Origin of the sequence: Vibrio furnissii CIP 102972, from assembly GCF_000176175.1 — a bacterium.
Taxonomy (GTDB): domain Bacteria; phylum Pseudomonadota; class Gammaproteobacteria; order Enterobacterales; family Vibrionaceae; genus Vibrio; species Vibrio furnissii.
This window is the reverse complement of record NZ_ACZP01000014.1, coordinates 425,843-449,389: the sequence shown is the minus strand read 5'-3', so window position 1 is coordinate 449,389 and position 23,547 is coordinate 425,843. Positions and strand designations below refer to the sequence as shown.

The 23,547-nt window shown below is 54.1% G+C and carries 22 protein-coding genes and 1 pseudogene; 19 read left to right on the top strand and 4 right to left on the bottom strand.

The window, feature by feature from the left end; translation table 11 throughout:
• Positions 1–36: 36 nt before the first annotated feature.
• Together VFA_RS12285 and arfB are read left to right on the top strand one after the other, a co-directional pair.
• On the top strand, positions 37–252 hold the full coding sequence (locus tag VFA_RS12285; RefSeq protein ID WP_004727158.1) for a DUF3820 family protein: 216 nt from the start codon (positions 37–39) through the stop codon (positions 250–252).
• Between the two features lie 4 nt (positions 253–256).
• Positions 257–670 (top strand): alternative ribosome rescue aminoacyl-tRNA hydrolase ArfB, encoded by a 414-nt coding sequence (arfB, locus tag VFA_RS12280; protein ID WP_004727157.1) that lies wholly within the window; start codon positions 257–259, stop codon positions 668–670.
• A gap of 93 nt (positions 671–763) precedes the next feature.
• On the opposite strand, the gene VFA_RS12275 is transcribed toward arfB, so the two are convergent.
• On the bottom strand, positions 764–1,183 hold the full coding sequence (locus VFA_RS12275) for a universal stress protein (protein ID WP_004727156.1): 420 nt from the start codon (positions 1,181–1,183) through the stop codon (positions 764–766).
• Positions 1,184–1,419: 236 nt separating this feature from the next.
• Here VFA_RS12275 and VFA_RS12270 point away from each other — a divergent pair, with 236 nt between their 5' ends.
• From VFA_RS12270 to VFA_RS12250, 5 genes and pseudogenes are all read left to right on the top strand, one after another.
• Positions 1,420–1,752: a YggL 50S ribosome-binding family protein gene (locus VFA_RS12270; RefSeq protein WP_050780263.1), complete on the top strand. Its 333-nt coding sequence runs from the start codon at positions 1,420–1,422 to the stop codon at positions 1,750–1,752.
• A gap of 76 nt (positions 1,753–1,828) precedes the next feature.
• On the top strand, positions 1,829–2,227 hold the full coding sequence (locus tag VFA_RS12265) for an SRPBCC family protein (RefSeq protein WP_004727154.1): 399 nt from the start codon (positions 1,829–1,831) through the stop codon (positions 2,225–2,227).
• A gap of 35 nt (positions 2,228–2,262) precedes the next feature.
• Positions 2,263–2,700, top strand: a complete 438-nt coding sequence (locus VFA_RS12260; RefSeq protein ID WP_004727153.1) for a GNAT family N-acetyltransferase — start codon at positions 2,263–2,265, stop codon at positions 2,698–2,700.
• Positions 2,697–3,197 (top strand): annotated as a pseudogene (locus VFA_RS12255) (GNAT family N-acetyltransferase); the annotation flags it as partial. The gene VFA_RS12260 and the pseudogene VFA_RS12255, both read left to right, overlap by 4 nt.
• A 61-nt stretch (positions 3,198–3,258) precedes the next feature.
• The gene (locus VFA_RS12250) at positions 3,259–3,861 is read left to right on the top strand and encodes a DJ-1/PfpI family protein (protein ID WP_004727151.1); all 603 of its coding nucleotides are present in this window, start codon (positions 3,259–3,261) and stop codon (positions 3,859–3,861) included.
• A 29-nt stretch (positions 3,862–3,890) separates the two neighbouring features.
• Here VFA_RS12250 and VFA_RS12245 read toward each other — a convergent pair whose 3' ends face one another.
• Entirely contained in the window at positions 3,891–4,889 is a 999-nt protein-coding gene (locus VFA_RS12245) for a LysR family transcriptional regulator (RefSeq protein ID WP_004727150.1), read from the bottom strand.
• 230 nt (positions 4,890–5,119) lie between these two features.
• Between VFA_RS12245 and VFA_RS12240 the strand changes: the two genes are divergently transcribed.
• The 12 genes from VFA_RS12240 (at position 5,120) to astE (ending at position 18,507) form a co-directional block, all read left to right on the top strand.
• Positions 5,120–5,902, top strand: a complete 783-nt coding sequence (locus tag VFA_RS12240; RefSeq protein ID WP_232281713.1) for a transporter substrate-binding domain-containing protein — start codon at positions 5,120–5,122, stop codon at positions 5,900–5,902.
• A 61-nt stretch (positions 5,903–5,963) separates the two neighbouring features.
• Entirely contained in the window at positions 5,964–6,680 is a 717-nt protein-coding gene (locus VFA_RS12235; RefSeq protein ID WP_004727148.1) for an ABC transporter permease, read from the top strand.
• Positions 6,681–6,690: 10 nt separating this feature from the next.
• Positions 6,691–7,410 (top strand): ABC transporter permease, encoded by a 720-nt coding sequence (locus tag VFA_RS12230; protein WP_004727147.1) that lies wholly within the window; start codon positions 6,691–6,693, stop codon positions 7,408–7,410.
• A gap of 82 nt (positions 7,411–7,492) precedes the next feature.
• Positions 7,493–8,515, top strand: coding sequence for an N-acetyltransferase DgcN (gene dgcN, locus VFA_RS12225; RefSeq protein WP_004727146.1), 1,023 nt, complete (start codon positions 7,493–7,495; stop codon positions 8,513–8,515).
• The gene (gene dgcA, locus VFA_RS12220) at positions 8,508–9,494 is read left to right on the top strand and encodes an N-acetyl-D-Glu racemase DgcA (RefSeq protein WP_004727145.1); all 987 of its coding nucleotides are present in this window, start codon (positions 8,508–8,510) and stop codon (positions 9,492–9,494) included. The genes dgcN and dgcA overlap by 8 nt, the downstream gene beginning before the upstream one ends.
• A 579-nt stretch (positions 9,495–10,073) precedes the next feature.
• On the top strand, positions 10,074–11,180 hold the full coding sequence (locus tag VFA_RS12215; protein WP_232281712.1) for a GlxA family transcriptional regulator: 1,107 nt from the start codon (positions 10,074–10,076) through the stop codon (positions 11,178–11,180).
• 179 nt (positions 11,181–11,359) lie between these two features.
• Positions 11,360–12,574, top strand: coding sequence for a bifunctional succinylornithine transaminase/acetylornithine transaminase (locus VFA_RS12210; protein WP_004727141.1), 1,215 nt, complete (start codon positions 11,360–11,362; stop codon positions 12,572–12,574).
• Between the two features lie 3 nt (positions 12,575–12,577).
• Positions 12,578–13,591: an arginine N-succinyltransferase gene (locus tag VFA_RS12205; RefSeq protein ID WP_004727140.1), complete on the top strand. Its 1,014-nt coding sequence runs from the start codon at positions 12,578–12,580 to the stop codon at positions 13,589–13,591.
• Between the two features lie 37 nt (positions 13,592–13,628).
• Complete coding sequence (gene astA, locus VFA_RS12200) at positions 13,629–14,672, top strand: arginine N-succinyltransferase (protein WP_004727139.1); 1,044 nt, start codon at positions 13,629–13,631, stop codon at positions 14,670–14,672.
• On the top strand, positions 14,659–16,131 hold the full coding sequence (gene astD, locus VFA_RS12195; protein ID WP_004727138.1) for a succinylglutamate-semialdehyde dehydrogenase: 1,473 nt from the start codon (positions 14,659–14,661) through the stop codon (positions 16,129–16,131). The genes astA and astD overlap by 14 nt, the downstream gene beginning before the upstream one ends.
• Before the next feature lie 24 nt (positions 16,132–16,155).
• The gene (astB, locus tag VFA_RS12190; protein ID WP_004727137.1) at positions 16,156–17,505 is read left to right on the top strand and encodes an N-succinylarginine dihydrolase; all 1,350 of its coding nucleotides are present in this window, start codon (positions 16,156–16,158) and stop codon (positions 17,503–17,505) included.
• Between the two features lie 9 nt (positions 17,506–17,514).
• Positions 17,515–18,507, top strand: coding sequence for a succinylglutamate desuccinylase (astE, locus tag VFA_RS12185; RefSeq protein WP_004727136.1), 993 nt, complete (start codon positions 17,515–17,517; stop codon positions 18,505–18,507).
• 113 nt (positions 18,508–18,620) lie between these two features.
• On the opposite strand, the gene VFA_RS12180 is transcribed toward astE, so the two are convergent.
• Together VFA_RS12180 and VFA_RS12175 are read right to left on the bottom strand one after the other, a co-directional pair.
• Complete coding sequence (locus tag VFA_RS12180) at positions 18,621–19,568, bottom strand: diguanylate cyclase (RefSeq protein ID WP_038151690.1); 948 nt, start codon at positions 19,566–19,568, stop codon at positions 18,621–18,623.
• Positions 19,558–23,364, bottom strand: coding sequence for a response regulator (locus VFA_RS12175; RefSeq protein WP_004727134.1), 3,807 nt, complete (start codon positions 23,362–23,364; stop codon positions 19,558–19,560). The genes VFA_RS12180 and VFA_RS12175 overlap by 11 nt, the downstream gene beginning before the upstream one ends.
• Positions 23,365–23,547 lie beyond the last annotated feature (183 nt).

Here is a 23,547-nt window from a genome sequence, read left to right as displayed (position 1 = left end):
TCAATATCGGAACAGAAACAAAAGGCCGTCAAGCTTATGTTAGAAAAAGAAAACCTGCTGAAACTGGCTCGGATGCAAATGCCGTTTGGCAAATACGCCGGACGTGTGCTGATTGACCTGCCGGAAGAGTATCTGCTGTGGTTCGATAAAAAAGGTTTTCCGGAAGGCGAATTGGGGCAACTGTTGCAGTTGTGCTTGGCGCTGAAAATCGAAGGTCTCGACAGTGTGGTCAAGCCACTGAAACGGATGTAACGGCATGTTGGTGATTTCAAACAGCGTCACGCTGGCCGACTGGGAAATCGAAATCAACGCGATTCGTTCGGCGGGCAATGGCGGCCAGAACGTCAACAAGGTTGCCACTGCGATTCATCTGCGTTTTGATATCAAGCGTTCGTCGCTGCCTGCGGTTTACAAAGAACGATTGCTTAAATTGTCCGACAGCCGTATCACGACCGAGGGCGTGATCGTGATTAAATCGCAGGAATTTCGTACCCAAGTGCAGAATAAAGAAGCCGCGTTGGAGCGACTCAAAGAGCTGATCTTGTCCGCGATGGTGGTGCAGAAAAAACGTCGCGCGACCAAACCGACGTTGGGCTCACAACGCCGCCGTATGGATGGTAAATCCAAACGTGGCGAAACCAAAGTCTTGAGAAAGAAAGTCGATTATTGAGTGAAGGGAAGAGACGATAACCCCAAGTCGGTTGAGGTTGCTTGGGGTTATCGTTTTTTTTCGCGTGTTGATGACCTTACGTGAGGTTGAGGATCAGATCGGAACCACCAGAATATCGATGGGGGATTTGTTGATCAGATGGCGAGAATAGGAGACTAACTTGCTGACAAAGTCATGGTGATGACCGCAAATCAGCAGATCAAAGCCGTTATCGATGATGACTTGGCCGAGTTTGTCACTCAGATCGCCCGTGCCAACATAGAAATGTTTGATCGGAAAATCGCTGTATTGTTGTAGCGATTTGAGCATTTTGTTTGAGTGGTCATTGAGCGGTTTCTGGTTCGGATCGGCCTGAATGTCGATCAGCTCTTTGTAGATCTCGCCAATGGTGCCATCGATATGGATAAATGACACATCCGCGCCGGTTCCCTCGGCAAACGACACCGCTTTATCGATGAGCGGCTTGCTGTCGTCTGAGAGTTCGAGCGCGACCAGGATATGTTGGTATTTCATCACGACACTCCTTATGCTTAGACACGGTTTGCCGATCAACAGATTGCGCACCATGACTGGGTTTGCAAACTTTTGCGGGGCGTGATCGGGCGATAACGTCATCATAGAACGCGCGAAAAAAAATTGTGTCGCAGCGGTAACAGATTGAAGAAAAATGCTCGAAAAAACAGCGATTATACACACGATAACCGCGGTAACGAGCGCATTGCACTTTTGATAGTAACGAGGAAATAACAATGACAACCAACAGAAGCAAACGACTGAGAAAGAAACTTTACGTGGGTGAATTTCAGGTACTGGGCTTCGCGTTTTCGTGCAAGGTGAACGCCGATGACGACACGCAATACGACGTGTTGCTCGACAGCTTCATCGATTTCATTGAAAGCCGTAATCTGGTGATGGGCGGTGGCGCGAATCACGAGTCGTTTGATGGGTTTGTGGTTGCCGAAGGCCGCTACGATTCAGCAACGGATGAAGACCGTGCAGCGGTTGAAAAGTGGCTGAACGAACACGCGATGTGCTCACAGGTGCAGGTGGAAGCACTGGTTGACATCAACCACGGCGAGTAAGCACGTTCTTCGCTTGCTTTGTGCACTTTTTACCTCGTAGACTGGCGTTAAAATAGCCAGTCTTGAAAGGCGTCGTATGAACGAAGTGCACCACCTCAGTCTTTACATCGACTGCCCCGTGCAGACGGTGTATCAATTTGCGTCGAACCCAGTCAATCTGCCTTTGTGGGCGGCTGGGTTGGCGCAGTCCAACGTGATTCAAGAGGGCAACCTCTGGTGGGCTGAGGCGCCGTTTGGCCGGGTGCGGATTGAATTCGCTCCGGCCAATCCCTTTGGTGTCATGGACCACACGGTCGAACTTGAAGATGGCGAACGGGTGTATAACCCGATGCGCGTTGTGCCCCATGGCGAAGGTTGCGAATTCACCTTCACCCTATTTCGCCGCGATGGCATGAGCGATGAAGCCTTCTTTCGCGACAAAATGGCGGTCATCAACGATCTCAACGCGTTAAAAGAGCGCATGGAAAACCACTGACACCTTAACCTCATCTATCAGTCAAGGAGCCGACGATGGATTTTAGCCTGCGACAGGCCACCCCAAACGATATGGAATTTTTGCTGACGCTGCGTGATGTCACCATGCGCCATTACCTTGAACAAGTCGGTGCGCCGACGTCGCGCGAGGCCTTTCTTCAGCGAATTCACTACCATTTTGATGACGCCAAAATCGTTCTCATTGATGACCAACCCGCCGGGCTATTTAAAGCCACCTTCATACCCGATCGTAATCAATGGTATCTGGTGCAAATTCAGGTGCATCCCGATTTTCAGAATGCCCGAATCGGCAGCCGCCTGATTGCTGCACTCATTGAGCAAGCCAAAACAGAAGGCGCCAGCGTTGGTCTGAGCGTGCTGAAGAGTAATCCGGCGCAGCACCTGTATGCGCGGCTTGGATTTCAGCGTACTGGCGAGTCTGAATTTGAATACGACATTGTGTGTCCGGCATGAATGATGTTGTCGATCAATCATCCCTAGCACTGACCCCGTTCACTGCGGCCGATTATGCGCAATTGATCGATTGGATCGACAGTGACGAACTCAATTATTTGTGGGGTGGGCCGAATTATCAGTTTCCGCTGACGGTCGAACAAATCGAGGCGCATTGCGCGCAGCCACAGGTGTATCCGTTTTTGTTTCACGTTCAGGGTGTCGCTTCGGGGTTTATTGAGTTGTATCAGGTCGATAGCCGGCATGTGCGGTTATGTCGCATTTTTATCGCTCACGCTCAACGTGGCAAAGGGCTGGCCAGCCCGATGATCGAACTGGCCATCGACGTCGCCGCAGAGCGACTCAATGCGGGTTTGTTGAGCCTCGCCGTGTTTGAACACAACGCGGTGGCACGTCATTGTTATCAACAACTGGGATTTGTCGAAACACAGCGGGAGCAAGGCACGCGCTCATTCAACGGCCACAGTTGGAATTTAGTGCGCATGGAAAAAACCTTACCGCTACAGGAATTACATCTCGGTCATCACACCACTGACATCACACCACAGGGAGAAACACATGCAAGTCGCGATACTGACGTTTGAAGGATTCAATGAGCTCGACTCGTTCATTGCTGCGGGCATTTTAAACCGGATGAAAGGCGACGGGTGGAACGTGCAAATCACCTCGCCAACGGCGCAGGTGACCTCGATGAATGGCGTCACCATTGATGCGCAGCAGCCCCTGGAATTTGCCAATCAGGCCGATGTGGTGCTGTTTGGCAGTGGCATTCTGACCCGGGATATTGCAAGCGATGAGGCAATCTTGTCACGTCTGGCACTCAATCCGGCCAAGCAGCTCATTGGTGCGCAGTGTTCGGGCGCGCTGCTGCTGGCAAAATTGGGCTTGCTGACAAACCTGCCAGCCTGCACCGATTTAACCACCAAACCTTGGGTGATCGAGGCGGGCGTTGAGGTCCTTAATCAACCCTTTTTTGCCCAAGGGTCGATCGCGACGGCGGGTGGCTGCTTAGCGTCGCAATATCTCGCCGCGTGGGCGATTGCCACATTGGCCGGCACGCAGGCCGCAAGAGAGGCGATGTTTTACGTTGCGCCCGTTGGAGAAAAGGAACAGACCGTGCAACACGCGATGTCGGTGATTTTGCCCTTTATCGACGCATAACTGCGCGATATCCACGCAGTATGCATCGGTTATTCACTCAATGGTGAGTCACTCAATGGCTGGTGATGCGCGCTCTGGATCGCATTGAGCGTGCTGCGCACCAGCGCTTGGGTTTGCTGTTTCAGCAGGCGCACAAAATGCACTTCGATATCACTCAGCGAAACGGTTTCCGGCGTCACCAGATACATTTCGGTCACTGGCAGCGACTCATAGGGCGGCAGCGGCCATAGCAACCCTTGCGCCACATACGGCTTGGCGCTTTCCACCGTCAGCGCGCCAAAACCAAGTCCCGCCATAATCATGCGGCGAACTTCCTCTAAATTCGACGATACGGCAACCAATTTACCCCAAAACTGCTGCTGATCGCGAAAGTGAGCAATCGCGTCCAAGCCTTCGCCGGGTTGGTCACTTTCAAACGAGATATAGGGCAGGCCTTTGATTTCGTCTAGGGTCAGGTCATCGCGCCCAAAGCAGGGATGGGGATGGCCACAGTAAAAACCCATCTGCTCATAACCGAGAAAATCGCAACGAATCCCAGTTTTGGCGATTTTTTTGTTGCTGAGGCCAATATGCAGCAGGCCGTCGGCCACATGGCTGACAATGTCGGCACTCGGGTGCGTGTTGACGTTGAAAATGACGTTGGGAAACAGCGCATGGTATTGGGCGAGGGTAGCGTCAAACGCCGGGCATTGCAGATGGCTGGCAATCTCAATATTCAACTCACCCTGAATATTATCCGTTTGATCGACAAACTGATCCGCCATGTTCCCGATGATTCGTCCCACCGAAGAGGCGTATTCGTACACTCGCATGCCGTGCAGCGTCAGGGCGAACACACCTTTTTTACGCAGGATCAGCCGCTTGTCGACATGCTCTTCCAGACGCTTCAACGCATTGCTGACACTGGGCTGGCTGAGTGACAGCTTCCGTGCCGCCGCACTGATGCCGCCTTCATTCACGATCGTGAGAAAGGTATAGAGCAGATTCCAGTCGAGATTGCGCAGCAGGCGATCTTTGGCGTTGAGCATGGCGCGATGTCCTTGATGAGTTATCCATAGCGATACGCTATGTATATCATACTTATTCATCATTATGGATTTTATCCAACTTTCAACATACTCATTAGTGAGCTTGCATCGTTTGCGGTTGTGAAAGGAAGCGGTCTTCACGGCAAACGACAGTCTGGAATGAAATCATTCACCCAAACGACCGGGCGTCTCTTGCGTCGTACGGGCATAACAAAAGTAGAAGGGAATCCATGATGGCAAAAGGAAAAAGATGGGGCGCACTGTTTGCCGCGTCACTGGCATTTGCGGCGTCAACCAGCGCCAGCGCAGAAACCATTAAAATTGGCACCGAAGGCGCGTACCCGCCGTTCAATTACTACACCGCTGATGGTCAGTTGGCTGGGTTTGATATTGAAATTGGTAAGGCGCTGTGCAGCGAAATGAAAGTGGAATGTGAATTTGTCGCTCAGGATTGGGACGGCATTATTCCGGCGCTGCTCGCGGGTAAGTACGACATGATTCTCGCCTCGATGTTTATTACCGAAGCACGTAAACAGCAGGTCTCGTTCAGCGCGCCGTATCAGGCGTCAGCGATGACTTTTGTGGTTGATAAAAACTCAGGCATCAAAGATGTGTCGCCGAAAGCGATGAAAGGCTTAATCATCGGTGCGCAAAGCTCGACGACGCAGGCGGAATATCTGCTGGCCAACTATCCGGAATCGGATGTGCGCCTGTATCCGACTCAGGACGCGGTGAACCTCGATTTGGCCAGTGGCCGGATTGATGCGCAGGCGGGCGACATCATGCCAATGACCGATTGGCTGAGCTCAGACGACGGTGCGTGTTGCCACAAAGCGGGCGATCTGATTACCGACAGCAAATACGTAGGCGACGGCGTGGGCATTGCGCTGCGCAAAGAAGACGACGCCCTGCGTCAGCGCGTCAATCAGGCGCTCGCGAACATCATCAAAGATGGCACCTATCAGAAAATCAACGACGAGTTTTTCAAGATTAACCTGCTGACGCTGAAATAAGTCAGCCGATGGGTGGCGGCGAGCGTCGCCACTTGAATGGAATCACGAAGAGAGCGACGCGATGGATGATTTGATGTATCTGAGTCTGGGTGACAGTGGCTGGGGCGACGAACTGCTCAAAGGGCTGGCGATTACGCTCGGGTTGGCGCTGTGTGCGTTACCGGTGGGGATGGTGCTTGGCACGGGCGTTGCCGCACTGTCGATCAGCAAGCACAAAGGCCACCGCTGGTTTGCCACCGTGTACACCACGGTGCTGCGCGGCCTACCGGAGCTGCTGACGCTGTTCATCATTTACCACGGCGTCGGGCTGTTGATTAACAAAACCCTGAAATGGTTTGATCCGAGCAACGGCTTTTTTGAACTCAATCCGTTTGGTGCGGGTGTGATTGCGCTGGGCTTGGTCTTCAGTGGCTACGCGGCGGAAGTGCTGCGTGGCGCGTGGAAAGCCATGGATAAAGGCCAGCGCGAAGCGGGCTATTCACTGGCGATGGGCCGCGGGCAGATTTTCTGGCTGATTGAGCGCCCACAACTGCTGCGCTTGGCATTGCCGGGACTGGGCAACCTCTGGATCAACCTGCTCAAAGACACCGCGCTGGTGTCGGTGATTGCGCTGGATGATTTGATGCGCGCGGCGAATATCGCGGTAGGCGCAACCAAGAAACCGTTCCTGTTTTATCTCACCGTGTGCTTGGCGTACTGGGCCGTGTGCGTCTGTTGTGAGCGGGTACTGGCTGCGATGGAAGTGCGTTCTAAACGCGGCATTCGCGTGAGTCGATAAGGAGACCGTCATGACCGAATTTATCGCTAAAGTCGCGCCGATGTTGCTGGATGGCGCATGGATGACACTCAAAATCACCTTTATCTCGGTGTCACTGGCGGCGTTGCTGGCGCTGCCGATGTCGCTGCTGCGTATTCAGTGTTCGCGCGTGTATCGCTGGCCGGTGCAGTGGTTCATCTCGTTCTTTCGCGGCACGCCGCTGATTGCACAACTGTTTTTACTCTATTACGGCTCCGGGCAATTTCGTCCTTGGTTGATGGAGATGGGGCTGTGGCACTTTTTCCGCGACCCGTTTAACTGCGCGCTGCTGGCGTTCACGTTCAACTCGCTGGCTTATCAGACGGAAATTCTGCGCGGCGCGATTCAGTCGGTCGACGCCGGTGAAATTGAAGCAGCCAAGTCGATGGGGATGAACAATAGCCTGCTGTATCGCCACATTGTGCTGCCGCTGGCGTATCGGATTGCGTTTCCGGCACTGGGCAATGAATGCATCTTAATGCTCAAAGGCGGCGCGGTGGCCAGCGTGATCACCGTGATGGATTTAATGGGCCAAACACGGCGCGCTTTCTCTCAAACTTTTGATATTTCGACGTACTTTTTGGCGGCAGGGTTGTACCTCATCATTGCGACGGTGTTTGTGATGGCCTGGCGTCAGGCAGAGCGTTACCTCTACCGACACCAGATTCAGCGAACACCGGAAGCAACCCCCGTGACCGCTGCTGCGACCTGATTTTTCCACGCTAACCACAACCTGATGGCAGCAGGAGTGATGGCTCTTGTGGGCTCGTTTGACTTTAAAAAGGACTAACACAATGAACAAGATTGAATTGAAAACCCCTTACTTAGTGTTTCTGGGCGATGCCAATGACCTGCTGATGGCGAAAGTGGCGAAAGGTGTGGCGCATTGGCGTCCAGAAAAATGCCTGGCGCAATTTCGTCTTCCGGGTGCCAAAGCCGACTTGGGTTTAGCGGAAATGTCACCGCGTGAAGCGGCGGCGTGCGGAGCCAAAACCTTTATTCTCGGTCTGGCACCGGTGGGCGGTACTTTGCCAATGGCGTGGTTGGATATTCTGATTGACGCAATGGAAGCGGGCATGGATATCGCCAGCGGCCTGCACATGCGCCTCAACGATATCCCTGAGCTGGTGGCGGCGGCTGAGCGCACCGGGCAAAAGCTGATTGATGTGCGTGTGCCACAAGGGCCGATGGTGTGTGGTACCGGGTTACCCCGTGGTGGGAAACGTCTGCTGAGTGTCGGCACCGATTGCTGTGTTGGCAAGATGTTCACCACGCTGGCGATTCATCGTGAACTGGAACAACGTGGCGTGGCCGCGACGTTTCGCGCGACCGGTCAAACCGGCATTCTGATTGAAGGCAGCGGTGTCCCGGTCGATGCCGTGGTCTCTGATTTTATCTCCGGCATGGTGGAAAACCTGTCGCCGGACAACGCACCGGAGCACTGGGACATTATTGAAGGCCAGGGTTCGTTGCTGCATCCGGCATACGCAGGCGTGAGTTTGGGTCTGCTGCATGGCGCGCAGGCGGATGTGATCATTGTGTGCCACGAAGCGGGCCGCACGCAGATGGACGAAATGCCGGGCTTTAGCGTGCCGGATCTGCAAACCACCATCGACATCAATCTGACCATGGGCCGCGTGACGAACCCGAACATTCGCTTAGGTGGCATTGCGCTGAACACAGTCAACCTGACTCAGGAAGCAGCGCTGGCTGAAATCGCCCGCGTTGAGAAGCAGTTTGGTGTACCCGTGGTTGATCCAGTGCGCACAGGCGTGGCGAAGATCGTCGATGGCCTGACTGAGGTGTGTTATGCGTAAGATGAGCGTACGCGTTGAACAATGGCCGCTGCACGAGCCGTTTGTCATTTCTCGCATGGCGCCGATGCTGCATGGCGAAGTCGTGGTGGTTGAAATTGAGCAGGATGGTTGTGTGGGGCGCGGCGAATGCGAGCGCATGGACATTTTCGAGCCCGATTATCCATTCGATGTGCTGGCGGATGTGCAATCTGCAGTGGCGGCGGTTGAAGGCGGCATCAGCCGTGATACACTGCGCGATCTGCTGCCTTCCGGCGCACCACGCAACGCCATTGACTGCGCGCTGTTTGAACTTGAAGCCAAATTACAGCAGCAGCCTGCTTGGCAGATGGCCGGATTTGATGCCGCACCGCACCCCGTGACGACCGTTTTTACCTTGTCACTCGACAGCGCGGAGAATATGGGCCGTGCCGCTGCCGCGCAGAAGCATCGACCGATCCTCAAACTCAAACTGGGCCGCAGCGGCGATTTAGAGCGGGTACGTGCAGTGCGCGCCGCCGCGCCTGATACGCGTTTGGTGATTGATGCGAACACGGGCTGGAGCTTTGCTCAGTTATGTAACTATCTGCCTGAGCTGGCAAAACTGGGGGTGGAAATGGTTGAGCAGCCGCTGGCGTTTGAAGAAGAGCATCTGCTGGAAACCATCACGCCGGTTCTGCCGATCACTGCTGATGAATCGTGCATTGATCGCACCTCGCTGGCGGCGCTCAAAGGACGTTATCAGGCGGTAAACATCAAGCTGGATAAAACGGGCGGCATGACGGAAGCGCTGGCACTACTCAAAGAGGCGCAGGCGATGGGCTTTGAGGTGATGGTCGGTTGCATGATTGGGACGTCACTGGCGATGGCTCCGGCACTTCTACTGGCGCAGCAAGCGCGCTGGGTGGACATCGACGGGCCTTTATTATTGTCAGAAGATCGCTCTCCCTCGCTCCACTACCGTGACAGTGTGGTGGAACCGAGCGAAGGCGTGTGGGGCTGAGGCGGATTGTCTGCCACGGTGTGATTGTTTGTTGTTCCCCTTGAGCCATGGCATTCGCCATGGCTTTTTTGTTTTTGCGGATGAATTTTTGCCGTGACGTCCACTCTTGAATCTATCTCCATCCGGATTGAGCTGTTATTTAGAGCCCATATTTAATTTGATGTTTTATTCAAAATAATTAAATAAAAATCTGAATTTGAATTAATCAAAGTGTTGCATTGATGCGCAAGTTGAAAATAATCTTATCATTGCGTTTCTCTTCTCGATTTATTCTATAAATAAGCATTATAAAACAACTAGTTAATTAAATTTGTTTGAAATGAATTCAAAGGAATATGTTTCGATTTTGTTTAATATGTTGATATTTTATTGTGTTTAAATTTACTATGTGACGAGCCCTATGGATATTTATTATGGGCGGAATGGAATATAAAAATTCATTTTATTTGTTTTATTTGCATGAGTTTTCATGATGAAGAAATAAAGCTGATTAATTATTCGCTTTTTCTTGGTCAAATCGGTTCAGGCTGGACTGAGGTCGCTACCTAGGTCACTGCCTAGGTGATTCGATCACCGCTCATGCAAATCGACGCGAAAGGACTTTCGGTGTGTTGCCCGTCTTGGCCGAGCAAGCAGATTGCTGCGGTGAGTGAAGGTGAATGGTCAACCGAAAATGGGTGCGCGAGTCGGCCACCCAACATGGAACGTAGTAATCACGATATGACCTCATCTTCCTCGCCTCACAGAATCGGACTCTATGTCCCTCAACCTTGCTCACTGCTGACCTTGGGCGCGATCACCGAGTCGCTGGCCTGCATCAACCAGATGCTGGACGAAGAAAAATACACGCTCTTTTACATTGCCGAACAAACCGACCAACCGGTGACGATAGCGGCAGGGCTGACGCTTCCTGCCGAACAGGCCATCAGCGACGCGCTCGATTGCCAGCTGTTGATTGTACTGGCAAGCCATGCGCCGCAAGCGGCGTTGAGCGATGACGTCAAACGAGCGCTGGCTGAGTATGCCGCCCGCGGTGATTCACACCTGCTGGCGCTGGATAACGGCGGCTGGTGGCTGCTGGAGAGTGGCATCGGGCTGGACGCAACGTGGGCGTGGCATGGTCACACATTGGATGCGGCGGCGCAGCGTTATCCGCAACTGGCGCTCAGTCACGAACTTTACGTGCTCGGTGAGCGCCTCAGCAGTGGCTGCGGTCAGGCGGCCGCGCTCGATTGCCTGCTGGCCTATCTCAGCCGTTTTGAAAGCGAAGAGACGATTCAAACGTTGGCAGATGCATTGTGTCTTGAACGGGTCAGGCCGGGCAGTGATAAGCAGCGCGTCACCAGCGGCGCAGAGATGCAACCGAGGCTGCAACAGGCGCTCGCGCTGATGGAGAGCAACCTCGAAGAGCCGCTGTCGAGCGATGAACTGGCAGAGCTGGTGCACATTTCCCGTCGCCAGCTAGAACGCTTGTTTAAGCGTTACCTCGATACCATGCCAGCGCGCTACTACTTGCAGTTGCGGCTGAAAAAAGCGCGTCATCTGCTGCAAACCACCAACCAGTCGGTGGTGCAGATTGGCCTGATGTGTGGCTTTTCCAGCGGGCCTCATTTTTCGTCGGCCTATAAGGCGCACTACGACATGACGCCGAGGGATGAGCGGGCAAAACGCTTCAAAACGTTTTAAAGCTGTCCGTTTTAAAGTCGTCCATTGAATAAAACAGTCCGTTTCATAAAGCAGCCCGTTTAAGTCGTCCGTTTAAATCGGGGGTGAAAATCTATAAGTTTTGGTCGGAAATCCGAACGAATTCTGGCAACTGATTGAGTAATCTGGTGGCAATGGAATAACACAACGAGGCACACAACATGACGCTCACGCCAAACAGAACCGATTTCGACCAATACATGATCCCAATGTTTTCTCCTGCACCGTTTATTCCGGTTCGCGGTGAAGGCTCGACCGTTTATGACCAGCAAGGCAAACAATACATCGATTTCGCTGGTGGCATTGCGGTGAACGCGCTGGGTCATGCGAGCCCGCTGCTGAAAGCGGTTCTGACCGAGCAAGCGGACAAGTTGTGGCATCTCGGCAATGGCTACACCAACGAGCCAGTGCTGGCGCTGGCTCGCACGCTGGTGGAAAGCACTTTCGCAGACAAAGTGTTCTTTTGTAACTCGGGTGCGGAAGCGAACGAAGCGGCGCTGAAACTGGCTCGTAAGTACGCGCTGGATAAACACGGCAGCGATAAGAATGAGATTGTCGCCTTTCGCAATGCGTTCCACGGCCGCACGCTGTTCACCGTGACCGCGGGCGGTCAGCCAAAGTACTCACAAGATTTCGCGCCGCTGCCAGGGGGAATTCACCACGTTGATTTCAACGATCTGGATGCGGCGAAACAGGTGATCGGCCCACAAACGTGTGCGGTCATCGTGGAACCCATGCAAGGCGAAGGCGGTGTCGTTCCGGCAACGCCTGAGTTCCTGCAAGGCCTGCGCGCGCTGTGTGATGAGCACGATGCCGTGCTGATTTTCGATGAAGTCCAAACGGGCGTTGGCCGCACCGGACACCTGTATGCGTACATGCACTATGGCGTGGCGCCGGATGTGCTGTCGACGGCCAAAGCACTGGGTGGCGGCTTCCCGATTGGCGGTATTCTGACCACCAATCAATTTGCTCCGGCGCTGTCGGTTGGCACGCACGGCACGACTTACGGCGGTAACCCGCTGGCTGCGGCTGTTGCGGGTGCCGTGCTGAGCGAGATTAATCAGGACGCGTTCCTGCAAGGCGTGAAAGCCAAGCACGATCACTTTGTAACGCGTCTGGAAAGTATCAATGCCAAACTTGGCGTGTTCAAGCAAGTGCGTGGCCTCGGTCTGTTGATCGGCTGCGAACTGACTGCAGAGCACGCGGGGCAGGCGAAAACCATCAGCAACATGGCGGCCGAGCACGGCCTGATGACGCTGATTGCCGGCCCGAACGTGGTTCGTTTTGCACCGGCACTGAATATCACAACCCACGAAATCGATACCGGTCTGGATCGATTGGAACAGGCACTGGAAGCCTTTACGCATAAGGAATAAATCATGATTTTATTGCGTCCTGCAAACTTAGGTGATCTGAACGAGATCGAGCGTCTGGCACACGACAGTGGGCCGATGGTGTGCACCTTGCCCGCCATGCGTGATCACCTGATGAAAAAAGTGGAACGTTCGGTTTCCGCCTTTGAGCAGGACGTGATTTGTCCGGGAGAAGAGTCTTACTTCTTTGTGTTGGAAGAGACCCAAACCGGACGTTTATTGGGCACGGGAGCGATCAACGCATTGGCGGGCTACCGCGAACCGTTTTACGCGTTTCGCAATGACATTCTGATCCACTCATCACGAGCGTTGAATGTTCACAGCCGCATCCATGCGTTGACGCTGAATCACGATCTGAGTGATCACTCCCAATTGTGCTCGTTTTATGTGGTTCCCTCACTCAAAGCGACCACCTACCCCTCACTGATCACCCTCGGCCGTCTGCTCTATATGAGCGCGTTTCCGATTCGTTTTGCCAGTGAATGGATGGCGGTTCTGCCGGGTATTGCAGACAAGAACGGTCGAGCCCCGTTCTGGGAGCATGTCGGCAGAAAATTCTTCGGCATGGATTACAACCAGGTCGAGTACTACAACGGCACGCGCGACAAAACCTTTGTTGCCGAGCTGATGCCACACCACCCGCTGTACGTGCCGCTGATTGATGAAGAAGCGCAAGCGGTGATGGGGCAGGTTCACCCGGATGCGGAATTGCAGTGCCAGCTGCTGAGCGATGAAGGGTTTGAACCAGATAAATACGTTGAGATCTTCGATGCAGGTCCAATCCTGACCGCACCGCGCAATACGTTGTCGGTGTGGCATAGCATGCAGCGCGGCAGAATTGCAGCGCAACCACTCGGTGGAAAAGGCATGCCGTTTTTGGTCGGCTTTGAAGGTTTGCACGGCTTCAGCGCCATGATTGCTGAAGGCACGTTGTCAGGGAACCAGTTGAGTATCGAGCAAGGAATGATGGAAGAAGCAGGGCTGCAATCTGGCCAGCCGGTGTGGATTGTCTCGCTGTAACGCTTTCATCGTCAACAAGGAACAAGGAATCAGGACTATGATGGTAATTCGCCCGGTAACGAGGGATGACAAACAGGCGCTGCTGAAGCTGGCGACCAAAACCGGGGTAGGATTTACGTCTCTGCCAAACAACGAAGCGCGTCTGACCGATCGTATCGAACGGATGATGGCGACCTGGGAAGGTGACGCGCCACTGCACGATCAGGGGTACCTGTTTGTGCTGGAAGAAACCGAAACCGGTGAAGTGGTTGGGATCAGCGGCGTGGAAGTCGCGATTGGCCTGACGGAAGCTTGGTACGATTTTCGTGTCGGCACACTGGTTCATGCCTCCAAAGAACTGAATGTGTATACGCAGATGCCGACGCTGTTTCTGAGTAACGACCACACCGGTTACAGCGAACTGTGTACGCTGTTCCTTGACCCGGATTACCGCCAGGGTAAGAACGGTCACCTGTTGTCAAAGTCGCGCATGCTGTTTATGGCGACGTTTCAGGACAAATTTGCCGACAAGCTGATCGCTGAAATGCGCGGCGTGTCGGATGAAAACGGCCACTCGCCATTCTGGGAAAGTTTGGGTCGCCATTTCTTTGCGATTGATTTCAGCGAAGCGGATTACCTGACGGGGATCGGCCAGAAAGCCTTCATTGCCGAACTGATGCCAAAGCACCCACTGTACGTCGATTTCCTGACGGAAGAAGCCAAAGCCGTGATTGCCGAAGTGCATGAAAACACGCTGCCAGCGCGCAAGATTCTGGAAGGCGAAGGCATGCGTTACGAAGGCTACATCGACATCTTTGATGCAGGCCCAACGCTGGAAGCGTACACCCGAGATCTGCGCATCGTGCGTGATTTTGAAACCCGTAAAGTCGTCATTGCTGAGCACATCGAAGACACTGAAACCACGTTACTGATCGGCAACGAAAGCTACCAGAACTACCGCGCGCTGATTGGCAATCAGCCATGCACCGAGACGGACATTGTGCTGTCGGCAGCGCAGGCGAAAGCGCTGCAGGTGAGCGATGGTGACCACGTGCGCATTGCGCCGCTGTTTGCCAAGGAGAAACGTCATGACCTCGCGTGATTTGTTGATTGACGGCGAATGGCTGCAAGGCCAAGGCGCTGCTTTGTCGAAATACAACCCGGGCGATCTGCAAACCCTCTGGTCGGGCAATGCGGCCAGCGATGCGCAGGTGGATCAAGCGGTCCAAGCCGCCCGTGAAGCGTTCCCAAGCTGGGCGCGCACGGAGCTTGAAGCGCGTATCGAGATTCTGAACCGTTTTGTTGCCAACCTGAATGAAGCGCGCGATCGCCTAGCGGACGTGATTGCTCAAGAAACGGGTAAACCCAAATGGGAAGCGCTGACCGAAGTGCAGGCGATGATGAACAAAGTGCAGATCTCCGTGCAGGCGTATCACGAACGCAGTGGGCAGAAAGTGACGGCGATGGCCGAAGGTCAGGCCGTGCTGCGCCACCGCCCTCACGGCGTGCTGGCGGTGTTTGGCCCGTATAACTTCCCGGGCCATTTGCCAAACGGTCACATTGTGCCCGCGCTGCTTGCGGGGAACTGCGTGGTATTTAAGCCAAGTGAGCTGACGCCGTGGACGGCGCAAGTCATGCTGGAAATCTGGCAGCAGTCGGGTCTACCGGCTGGCGTACTCAACTTGGTTCAGGGCGCAAAAGAGACTGGGATTGCCCTCTCTTCACATACCGATATCGATGGTCTGTTGTTTACCGGCTCAGCCAATACCGGTTATCTGCTCCATCGTCAGCTTTCCGGCCAGCCGGAGAAGATTCTGGCGCTGGAAATGGGTGGCAACAACGCGCTGATCGTCGATGAATACGACAACCTGGATGCCGCAGTAAACATCGTGGTGCAATCGGCCTTTATCAGTGCCGGACAGCGTTGTACCTGTTCACGTCGTTTGTTGGTGCGCGCTGGCGCACAGGGTGATGCGCTGATTCGTCGCCTGATTGCCGTGACGCGTGATCTTCGCATCGGTCAGTGGAACGACGATCCGGCGCCACTCATGGGCCCGGTGATTTCAACCGCGGCGGCAGAGCAACTGCTGGCGGCGCAGGACAAACTGATTGGCCTTGGTGCTGAGCCGTTGCTGCGTATGGCAAAGCTCAATGATCACAGCGCCATGCTGTCGCCGGGCATTCTTGAGGTGTCGTCGGTCAGCGAGCTGCCGGATGACGAATATTTTGGTCCGCTGCTGAGCATCATTCGTTACGACAGCTATGATCAAGCCATCAAACTGGCGAACCGTACCCGTTTCGGTCTGGCGACCGGTCTGATTTCGCCACAACGTGAAAAATATGAACAACTGCTGATTGAAGCGCGTGCTGGGATTGTGAACTGGAACAAACCGTTGACTGGCGCGTCCAGCAACGCGCCATTTGGTGGCACCGGCGCATCCGGTAACCACCGCCCAAGCGCGTACTACGCCGCGGATTACTGTTCCTGGCCGATGGCGTCACTGGAACAGGATCATTTGACCCTGCCAGAAAAACATTTACCCGGCCTACAATTTAACTAAAAAGGCGAGAAGGAGTATTCCCCTATGTCAGTGAAACAAGCGTATGAAGTGAACTTCGATGGTCTCGTCGGTTTAACGCACAACTATGCCGGTCTGTCGTTTGGCAACGTGGCCTCGACTTCCAACAAAAATGCGGTCGCAAACCCGAAAGTGGCGGCGCTGCAAGGTCTGCAAAAGATGAAAACCCTGTCCGACATGGGGTTCAAACAAGGCGTACTGCCACCCCAAGAACGTCCATGTGTGCACACGCTGCGTAAACTGGGCTTCACGGGTACCGATGCTGAAGTGATTGCGCAGGCGGCGAAGAAAGCGCCGCAACTGCTGGCGAATGTAAGCTCGGCTTCTTCCATGTGGGTCGCAAACGCGGCGACGGTGTCACCGTCAGCCGACACGGCGGATCGCAAAGTGCACTTTACCGTGGCGAACTTGAACAACAAGTTCCACCGCTCGATTGAAGACATCACCACTGGCAATGCGCTGCAGGCGATTTTTGCCGATGCAAACCACTTTGCGCACCACGCGGCGCTGCCTCAGCAAGCGCTGATGGGCGACGAAGGCGCTGCGAATCACAACCGCCTGTGCCGCAGCTACGGCGAGCAGGGGGTGGAAGTGTTTGTTTACGGTCGTCAGGCGTTTGGTGGTCAGGTTGAACCACAGAAATTCCCGGCGCGTCAAACCCGTGAAGCAAGTGAAGCGGTGGCGCGTCTGCATCAACTGGATGAATCGCAAACTGTGTTCCTGCAACAGAATCCGGAGGTGATCGACCAAGGTGTGTTCCACAATGACGTGATCGCGGTGAGCAATGGTCCGGTGCTGTTCCACCATCAGGAAGCGTTTATTCATCAAGCGCAAGTGTTTGACGAAATTCGCCACAAATTGGGCCGTTTTGACTGTGAATTCACCCCAATTGAAGTACCGTCAGCGAAAGTGTCGGTGGAAGATGCGGTCGGTACGTACCTGTTTAACAGCCAACTGCTGACCAAAGCCGACGGTCGCATGATGATTGTGGTCCCGGAAGAGTCACGCAAGAACGAGCGCGTGTGGACGTACCTCAATGAACTGGTGACCAGCGGCGGCCCGATCAACGAAGTGAAAGTGTTCGACCTGCGTGAAAGCATGTGCAACGGCGGTGGTCCTGCGTGTTTGCGTCTGCGTGTGGTCTTAAACGACGACGAACTGCGTGCGGCGAACCCCAAAGCCCTGATGAACGATGGCTTGTATCTGTCCCTGACGCAGTGGGTTGAGAAACACTACCGTGATCGTCTGACCGAGGCGGATTTGGCAGACCCACAATTGCTGGTGGAAAACCGCACTGCACTGGACGAGCTGACGCAGATCATGGGTCTGGGTTCAATTTATCCGTTCCAGCGCTAAGAGGTTGCGATGATGCAATTTCTGCACGAAACATTGGCGGGGGATGTTTATTCCCCGCAGTCTGGTGAAACACCAGCGCTACATTGGCAGCGTAGCGCGCCCGGCGTGATTGAATTCACGTCGAAAGCGGCGTGCGACAAGAGTGTCGTGATCTCTGCCGGTATTCACGGCAACGAAACGGCACCGGTCGAGATTGTGGCGCAACTGGTGCAGGATCTGCTCAGTGGCGAGCGCAAACTGGCGGTACGCTTGCTGGTAATTCTGGGGAATCTGCCGGCGCTGCGCAGTGGTGAACGCTATCTGGATGTGGACATGAACCGCCTGTTCAGTGGCAAGCATCATAATTATGAGCCGTGTGACGAAACCCGTCGCGCCGCGCTGATTGAAACGCTGGTTAGCACCTTTTATCAGGCTGAGCCAGAGACGCAACGTGTGCACTTTGACCTGCACACCGCGCGCAAACCATCGTTCCATGTTCGCTTTGGTCTGATGCCGCATGTCGACTGTGGCAAATATCCGGCAGACACCCTCGAATGGCTGCGCCGTGTGGGCCTCGAAGCGCTGGTGATCAACCATGCACCTGCAGCGACGTTCAGCTACTTCTCCAGCCAACAATGCGGCGCAGACAGCTGCACCTTGGAACTGGGGAAAGCATTACCGTTTGGCGAAAACGACCTCAGCCAGTTTGTCGGTATCGAGCAGGGGTTGCAAGCGCTGGTCAGCGATGAAGTCACGCCGGATCACAGCGCCGAGGCGATGCCGGTGTACAAAGTGAGTCAGGAACTGACGAAACGGTCGGAAGCGTTCAGGCTCAATTTCGCCGAAAGCGTCGAGAACTTTACCGCATTTGAACGGGGTGAACTGCTGGCGCAAGATGGGGACACGGAATACCGAGTTCAGCAGGAAAAGGAATGGCTGATCTTCCCGAATAGCGGCGTTCGTCCGGGCTTACGTGCTGGATTGATGCTGACCCGCTCGTCGCTAGATGAATGGATTGCCTGAGTTGCATCACCGCATCACGGTCACCGAGAGCCACGCCTTGTCGTGGCTCTTTTTTGTCTAGAGCCCCCCAGCTAGGCTGGGGGGCCGTTTTCTGTCCGCTATTTCGCAGGGCGTTATTTGAGCTGAAGCGCTTCGACGCAGCTTTGATTGCGTCCTTGCGCTTTGGCTTTGTAGAGCATGGTGTCGGCGAGCATCAACATCGCTTCGGTGCTGCCCGGTTGCTCTCCCGGCCAATAAATCGCGCCGCCCGCGCTGACGGTGAGTAGCGCAGTTGGCGAACCGGTGTGCGCGATTGCCTGCTGTTCAAGTTGATGTTTGATGCGCTGGGCAATGTGCGCCAGCCCCGCTTCGTCGGTATCGGGCAGCACCATCACAAACTCTTCACCGCCATAACGTGCCACGAGATCCGTAGAACGCAGGCAGCTCTGTTTCAGGTTTTGCGCGACTTGGCGCAATGCGTCATCTCCGGCGATATGGCCGTAGCGATCGTTGTACTGCTTGAAAAAGTCGATGTCGATTAACAGCACGCCCAAGCTTTCCTGTTTACGAAAGGCATGGCCCAGTTGCGTGTCGAGGTACTGATCAAAATGGCGGCGTGAACTCACCCCCGTCAGGCCATCGACATAAGCCAGTGAGCGCAGCAAATCGGATTGATGCTTTAAGGTCAGGTGCGCACGCACGCGGTGCTTGAGTGTATTGGCGTTGATCGGTTTTTGTAGAAAATCGACCGCGCCCGCATCCCAACAGGCATTCTCATCGTCTTGATCGGTGAGGGCGGTGACGAAAATGACCGGAATGGTGGCGATGTCCGGATCGCGTTTGAGGGTTTGACAGGTGTCCCAGCCGTTCATGTCTGGCATCAACACATCCATCAAAATCAGATCCGGTTTGTGTTCGCGGCAGACCGCGAGCGCTTGTTGGCCGGAGGTGGCCATCAGAACATCGTACTCTTTTTTCAGTAACTGGTAGATCAACTGAATATTGGTGGGCTGATCATCGACCACTAACACGGTGAATTTGGGTTCTGCCATTAACTCTGGAGAAAAAGAGTTATGATGCATCGGCTAAGCCTTTTTTCGTTTTGATTTGTCCTAAAATTGCAGCGGCTTGTTCGAATGCCAGATTCTGCATATGCGTAGACAGTTCCTCTGTCTGATATGCATCAATATATTGAAGTTGTTCATGAATTTCATCAAATAAACTCATTGCAGCCATGTTCGATGTCTTCAAACAATGGAAAAGTTGCTCGATTTTTGAATCCAGTTCAGAAAATTTAACCCCAGTGGTGTCAGGGTGATTTGAGTCGGCGTGGTCGGCGAGCAGCAAGTCATGCAGGTTGCGCAAGCGAGAATGTGCCACCAAGACCTCCGCCAGCAAACTGCTGTTGCGTGCGATGACACTGTCGGGATCTTGCGCGCAGTATTGCTCGGCCTGTTGCAGTTTTTTCGCCAGAGAGGCCAGCCCACAACTGGCCGCGCCACTTTTCAGGCTGTGATACAGCAAACGCGCCGTTTTCGCGGGGAGCTGGGGTTGCTGAAATTGTGGAATCGCCTGCTGAATGTCATCGGCAAATTGCTGCACAACGCGTGCGTAAATGCTGCGATCGCCAAGGCGTTCAATGGCGGTTGTCACATCAATATGATGGGTCTCTCCGTATGCAATCGCTTGTAACGGGCGCGCCGACTGCGTCTCTTCGGCTGCGACCGAAGGCGCTTCTTGCTGCACGGCGCTGGTGTATTGCAGGATTTTTTCGACCACTTCACCAATGTGGAAGGGTTTGGCGATGTGATCGTTCATGCCGGCATTCAGACACGCCACCTTGTCTTCTGGCATGGCATTGGCGGTCATGGCCAGAATCGGCAGGTCGGCAAAATGTGCCATTTGGCGAATGCGCCGCGTGGTTTCGTAACCATCCATATCCGGCATCTGCACATCCATCAAGACCAGCGAAAATTCCTGTTGGTCGAGTGCCGCCAACGCTTCCACGCCACTTTCCGCTTCGACAATGGTGGCCCCTTGCTGGCTGAGCAGTTCGGTGGCGACCAAGCGATTGGTCGGATTGTCTTCCACCAAGAGCAGTTTCAAGCCTAACAGCGCTTGCGATTGTGCTCTGTAGCCGAGTTGCTCATCGCGTGGCTGATTGCGATTGTTGACCACATCCAGCAAGGTATTTTTCACCATGTCGGGCGTGACTGGTTTCACCAACAGCGCATCGAGCAGTGACTGGGTCTCTTCCAAGTGCTCATCCAACAGCTCACGGCCAAACGCAGTCGCCATCACCACCAACGGCGTTTTACTCAGCGCCATGCCGTGGCGCACTGATTGGGTCAGGCTCAGGCCGTCCATCCCGGGCAGTTTCCAGTCGATAAACAGCAGATCAAATGGCTGGCCATTGGCATCTGCTTGTTCAATGGTGTCGAGGGCGTGTTCGGCATCGGCAACCGCGGTGACATGGCAACCCAAGCGTTGCAACAGATCGTCGAAAATCAGGCGCGCGGTGTTGTTGTCTTCCACGATCAGGACTTGAAGGCCGTTGGGTAATTCCGCACTGGGCTCGGGTTGACGCTCCTCATCAACGCAGCCAAGGTTGACGGTAAAGCTAAATTCACTGCCCACACCTTGCTCACTTTTCACTTGCACGCTGCCTTCCATTAAGCCGACCAAGTGCTTCACAATGGAAAGTCCAAGCCCCGTGCCGCCATAGCGGCGACTGATGGAGGATTCTGCTTGGCTAAAGCCTTGGAACACGATGCGCTGTTGCTCTTCGGTCATGCCAATGCCGGTATCGGAGACCGTGATGCGCAGCACGCAGCGATCGCCGTTGTGAGATTCGGTTTGGATCGATACTTTGACTTCACCGGCTTCGGTGAATTTGATCGCGTTGCCCGCTAAATTGAGCAGGATCTGACGCAGACGCAAGCTATCGCCAATCAGGTACGTCGGCACGTCTTCATCAATCTGATAAATGATCTCCAGATGCTTATGCTGCAGGTTGGAGGAGAGCAGAATGCCGGTTTCATGCATCAGTTCGGGCAGAGAAAAGGGTTGCTGCTCAATCTCCATTTTGCCCGCTTCAACTTTGGAGAAATCAAGGATGTCGTTGAGCAGCACCAGCAGCGATTGCGCGGCATTTTGCGTCTTGTTGAGGTAATCACGCTGCTGTTTGTTGAGATCGGTATTCTGTGCAATTTGCAGCAAACCGAGAATGGCATTCATCGGCGTGCGCAGTTCGTGGCTCATGTTGGCCAAAAAGTCGGATTTAGCGCGGTTGGCTTGCTCAGCCAGTTCCTTGGCTTCTGCCAGCTCTTTTTCACGCTGCAAAGTTTCGGTTAAGTCGTAAGCGATGCCTAGGTAACCCACCGGTTCTTGATGGTCATCCAATAGGCAACTGACGATCAGGCGAATCGGAATATGATGGCCATTTTTATGCACGTAGGTCCAGCGGGTGATGTCGACAAAACCAAGGCGCGCTTTGGCGACAAACACATCGAAACCGGGGTGAATGGTTTCGCCCAGCTCTTGGGACAATTGCTTGGCGCGTGTGGCCACTTCTTCCATCAGATGGAAGCGGGACGGGGTGCACACGCCGACCATTTCGGCGGCGGTGTAGCCCAAGAGTTTTTCTGCCGACGGGTTAAACACGGTAATGATGCCATCAAGGTCGGAAGCGATGATGGCGTAACCGGCGCTGCTGAGAATGGTGCGCTGCATGGCGTTGATCTGCGCCATCGCTTCGGTGCGCTCGGCAACTTGTTGTTCAAGCTTGGCGTTGGCCTCTTTCAGCGCTTGTTCGGTGGCAAGCGCCAGTTCCGCTTCATGCTTCGCGGCTTGCGCGCGACGCGTGGTGACCAGTTGCAAGCTGAAGACGATCAACATAATCACCAAGGTACTGCCAAGAATTTCGCGATAAATATACTCATTCGGCGGCAACGGCAGCGAATCGACAAAACTCTGTTTGGCGGTCAGGTTCAGCGCCCAGTCACGGCCAAACAGCCAGATAATTTGCTGGGTTTGATAGGGGGTATCGGCTTCATTGGTACCGCGTGAGAAAAACGGCTGCGGCGCGCCGTTGGTGACATCCGCAATGCTCAGGGAGACATCGTCTTTGAGCCCAGACACCGAGCTGAGCACTTCATCAATCAGAATCGGGGCATAACTCCAGCCTGTCAGTTCTTGTAAACGCTGGTCGATGCGTGCCGGCACGTCGTTGTGCTGGTAAATCGGCATCAGAATCAAAAAGCCCTGTTTGGTTTTTTTACTCGCTTGTACCAGTGTGATCGGGGCGGTGAGGCGCACTTCGTTATAACGCGCTGCGTTAAGCGCCGCATCACGTCGCATCGATTCCGAACCGATGTCGAGCCCGACGGCTTCTCGGTTACGATTTTCTGGTTCAATGTATTGAATCAAAAACAGGCTGTCGTTGTGCGGCGTGAGGGTGCGAATGTCATAATGTTGATCCGGACGCTCCGCCGCGGCTTTGGTAACAAATGCGTTTTTTTGATCGGGAAGAATAAAGCGAATCAAGCCAAACCCCCGCGCGCCGGGAAACTCCAACGGGTAGTCACGCGTTTGGGTGTAGGTTTGCATTTGATCGTAATCGAAGTTGTCTAGCCCCGCGGTCATGACCGCGCCCCGCACGCCGCGAATGCCGTATTGGTAGAGGGTCACGCGTTCGACCACCCCTTCGCTGATTTGCTTGAGGCGCACATCCAGCTCGCGTTGAATGGTCTGACGGTTTTGCTGCTGTTGTTGACTATCCAGATAGGTGGCGACCAGATAACCGAGACCAAAAATGATCAGCGGTAACCAGAGAACATTGAGCAGAGTTTTGTAAATGGGGGGCGTTTGCTTAGGCATTATTCCCTTCAACCTTTCCCTGTTGAACATGGCATGTCGTGCATTTCATGACGTCAGCAATGGCCAGTGTCCAGTGACAGGAACCGGTCTTGCGGGTGCACCACACAACCAAACATGATCGATGTGCAGAGGGAGATCCTCTTGATGTTGTTCTTTTGTAACACATCATTGGCAACTGTTGTT

Bases quoted from the DNA above. Each gene is read 5' to 3' on its own strand.
- VFA_RS12285 (WP_004727158.1), top strand. From the start codon at position 37: ATGTTAGAAAAAGAAAACCTGCTGAAACTGGCTCGGATGCAAATGCCG.
- arfB (WP_004727157.1), top strand. From the start codon at position 257: ATGTTGGTGATTTCAAACAGCGTCACGCTGGCCGACTGGGAAATCGAA.
- VFA_RS12275 (WP_004727156.1), bottom strand. From the start codon at position 1,183: ATGAAATACCAACATATCCTGGTCGCGCTCGAACTCTCAGACGACAGC.
- VFA_RS12270 (WP_050780263.1), top strand. From the start codon at position 1,420: ATGACAACCAACAGAAGCAAACGACTGAGAAAGAAACTTTACGTGGGT.
- VFA_RS12265 (WP_004727154.1), top strand. From the start codon at position 1,829: ATGAACGAAGTGCACCACCTCAGTCTTTACATCGACTGCCCCGTGCAG.
- VFA_RS12260 (WP_004727153.1), top strand. From the start codon at position 2,263: ATGGATTTTAGCCTGCGACAGGCCACCCCAAACGATATGGAATTTTTG.
- VFA_RS12250 (WP_004727151.1), top strand. From the start codon at position 3,259: ATGCAAGTCGCGATACTGACGTTTGAAGGATTCAATGAGCTCGACTCG.
- VFA_RS12245 (WP_004727150.1), bottom strand. From the start codon at position 4,889: ATGCTCAACGCCAAAGATCGCCTGCTGCGCAATCTCGACTGGAATCTG.
- VFA_RS12240 (WP_232281713.1), top strand. From the start codon at position 5,120: ATGATGGCAAAAGGAAAAAGATGGGGCGCACTGTTTGCCGCGTCACTG.
- VFA_RS12235 (WP_004727148.1), top strand. From the start codon at position 5,964: ATGGATGATTTGATGTATCTGAGTCTGGGTGACAGTGGCTGGGGCGAC.
- VFA_RS12230 (WP_004727147.1), top strand. From the start codon at position 6,691: ATGACCGAATTTATCGCTAAAGTCGCGCCGATGTTGCTGGATGGCGCA.
- dgcN (WP_004727146.1), top strand. From the start codon at position 7,493: ATGAACAAGATTGAATTGAAAACCCCTTACTTAGTGTTTCTGGGCGAT.
- dgcA (WP_004727145.1), top strand. From the start codon at position 8,508: ATGCGTAAGATGAGCGTACGCGTTGAACAATGGCCGCTGCACGAGCCG.
- VFA_RS12215 (WP_232281712.1), top strand. From the start codon at position 10,074: ATGCAAATCGACGCGAAAGGACTTTCGGTGTGTTGCCCGTCTTGGCCG.
- VFA_RS12210 (WP_004727141.1), top strand. From the start codon at position 11,360: ATGACGCTCACGCCAAACAGAACCGATTTCGACCAATACATGATCCCA.
- VFA_RS12205 (WP_004727140.1), top strand. From the start codon at position 12,578: ATGATTTTATTGCGTCCTGCAAACTTAGGTGATCTGAACGAGATCGAG.
- astA (WP_004727139.1), top strand. From the start codon at position 13,629: ATGATGGTAATTCGCCCGGTAACGAGGGATGACAAACAGGCGCTGCTG.
- astD (WP_004727138.1), top strand. From the start codon at position 14,659: ATGACCTCGCGTGATTTGTTGATTGACGGCGAATGGCTGCAAGGCCAA.
- astB (WP_004727137.1), top strand. From the start codon at position 16,156: ATGTCAGTGAAACAAGCGTATGAAGTGAACTTCGATGGTCTCGTCGGT.
- astE (WP_004727136.1), top strand. From the start codon at position 17,515: ATGATGCAATTTCTGCACGAAACATTGGCGGGGGATGTTTATTCCCCG.
- VFA_RS12180 (WP_038151690.1), bottom strand. From the start codon at position 19,568: ATGCATCATAACTCTTTTTCTCCAGAGTTAATGGCAGAACCCAAATTC.
- VFA_RS12175 (WP_004727134.1), bottom strand. From the start codon at position 23,364: ATGCCTAAGCAAACGCCCCCCATTTACAAAACTCTGCTCAATGTTCTC.